The 936-nt window shown below is 51.3% G+C and carries 1 rRNA gene; it reads left to right on the forward strand.

The window, feature by feature from the left end:
• Positions 1-936: ribosomal RNA gene (locus AAEZ09_RS27845) — 23S ribosomal RNA — on the forward strand; the annotation flags it as partial.

Here is a 936-nt window from a genome sequence, read left to right on the forward strand (position 1 = left end):
CGGCCATAGTGGGTGATAGCCCTGTACGCGAAAATCTCTTAGTCATGAAATCGAGTAGGACGGAGCACGAGAAACTTTGTCTGAATATGGGGGGACCATCCTCCAAGGCTAAATACTACTGACTGACCGATAGTGAACTAGTACCGTGAGGGAAAGGCGAAAAGAACCCCGGAGAGGGGAGTGAAATAGATCCTGAAACCGTATGCGTACAAGCAGTGGGAGCCCACTTTGTTGGGTGACTGCGTACCTTTTGTATAATGGGTCAGCGACTTATTTTCAGTGGCGAGCTTAACCGAATAGGGGAGGCGTAGCGAAAGCGAGTCTTAATAGGGCGTCTAGTCGCTGGGAATAGACCCGAAACCGGGCGATCTATCCATGGGCAGGTTGAAGGTTGGGTAACACTAACTGGAGGACCGAACCGACTACCGTTGAAAAGTTAGCGGATGACCTGTGGATCGGAGTGAAAGGCTAATCAAGCTCGGAGATAGCTGGTTCTCCTCGAAAGCTATTTAGGTAGCGCCTCATGTATCACTGTAGGGGGTAGAGCACTGTTTCGGCTAGGGGGTCATCCCGACTTACCAAACCGATGCAAACTCCGAATACCTACAAGTGCCGAGCATGGGAGACACACGGCGGGTGCTAACGTCCGTCGTGAAAAGGGAAACAACCCAGACCGTCAGCTAAGGTCCCAAAGTTATGGTTAAGTGGGAAACGATGTGGGAAGGCTTAGACAGCTAGGAGGTTGGCTTAGAAGCAGCCACCCTTTAAAGAAAGCGTAATAGCTCACTAGTCGAGTCGGCCTGCGCGGAAGATGTAACGGGGCTCAAACCATACACCGAAGCTACGGGTATCACTTAGGTGATGCGGTAGAGGAGCGTTCTGTAAGCCTGTGAAGGTGAGTTGAGAAGCTTGCTGGAGGTATCAGAAGTGCGAATG

This window comes from Pseudomonas sp. 65/3-MNA-CIBAN-0223 (genome assembly GCF_040310425.1).
In the GTDB taxonomy this organism is placed as follows: domain Bacteria; phylum Pseudomonadota; class Gammaproteobacteria; order Pseudomonadales; family Pseudomonadaceae; genus Aquipseudomonas; species Aquipseudomonas gregormendelii.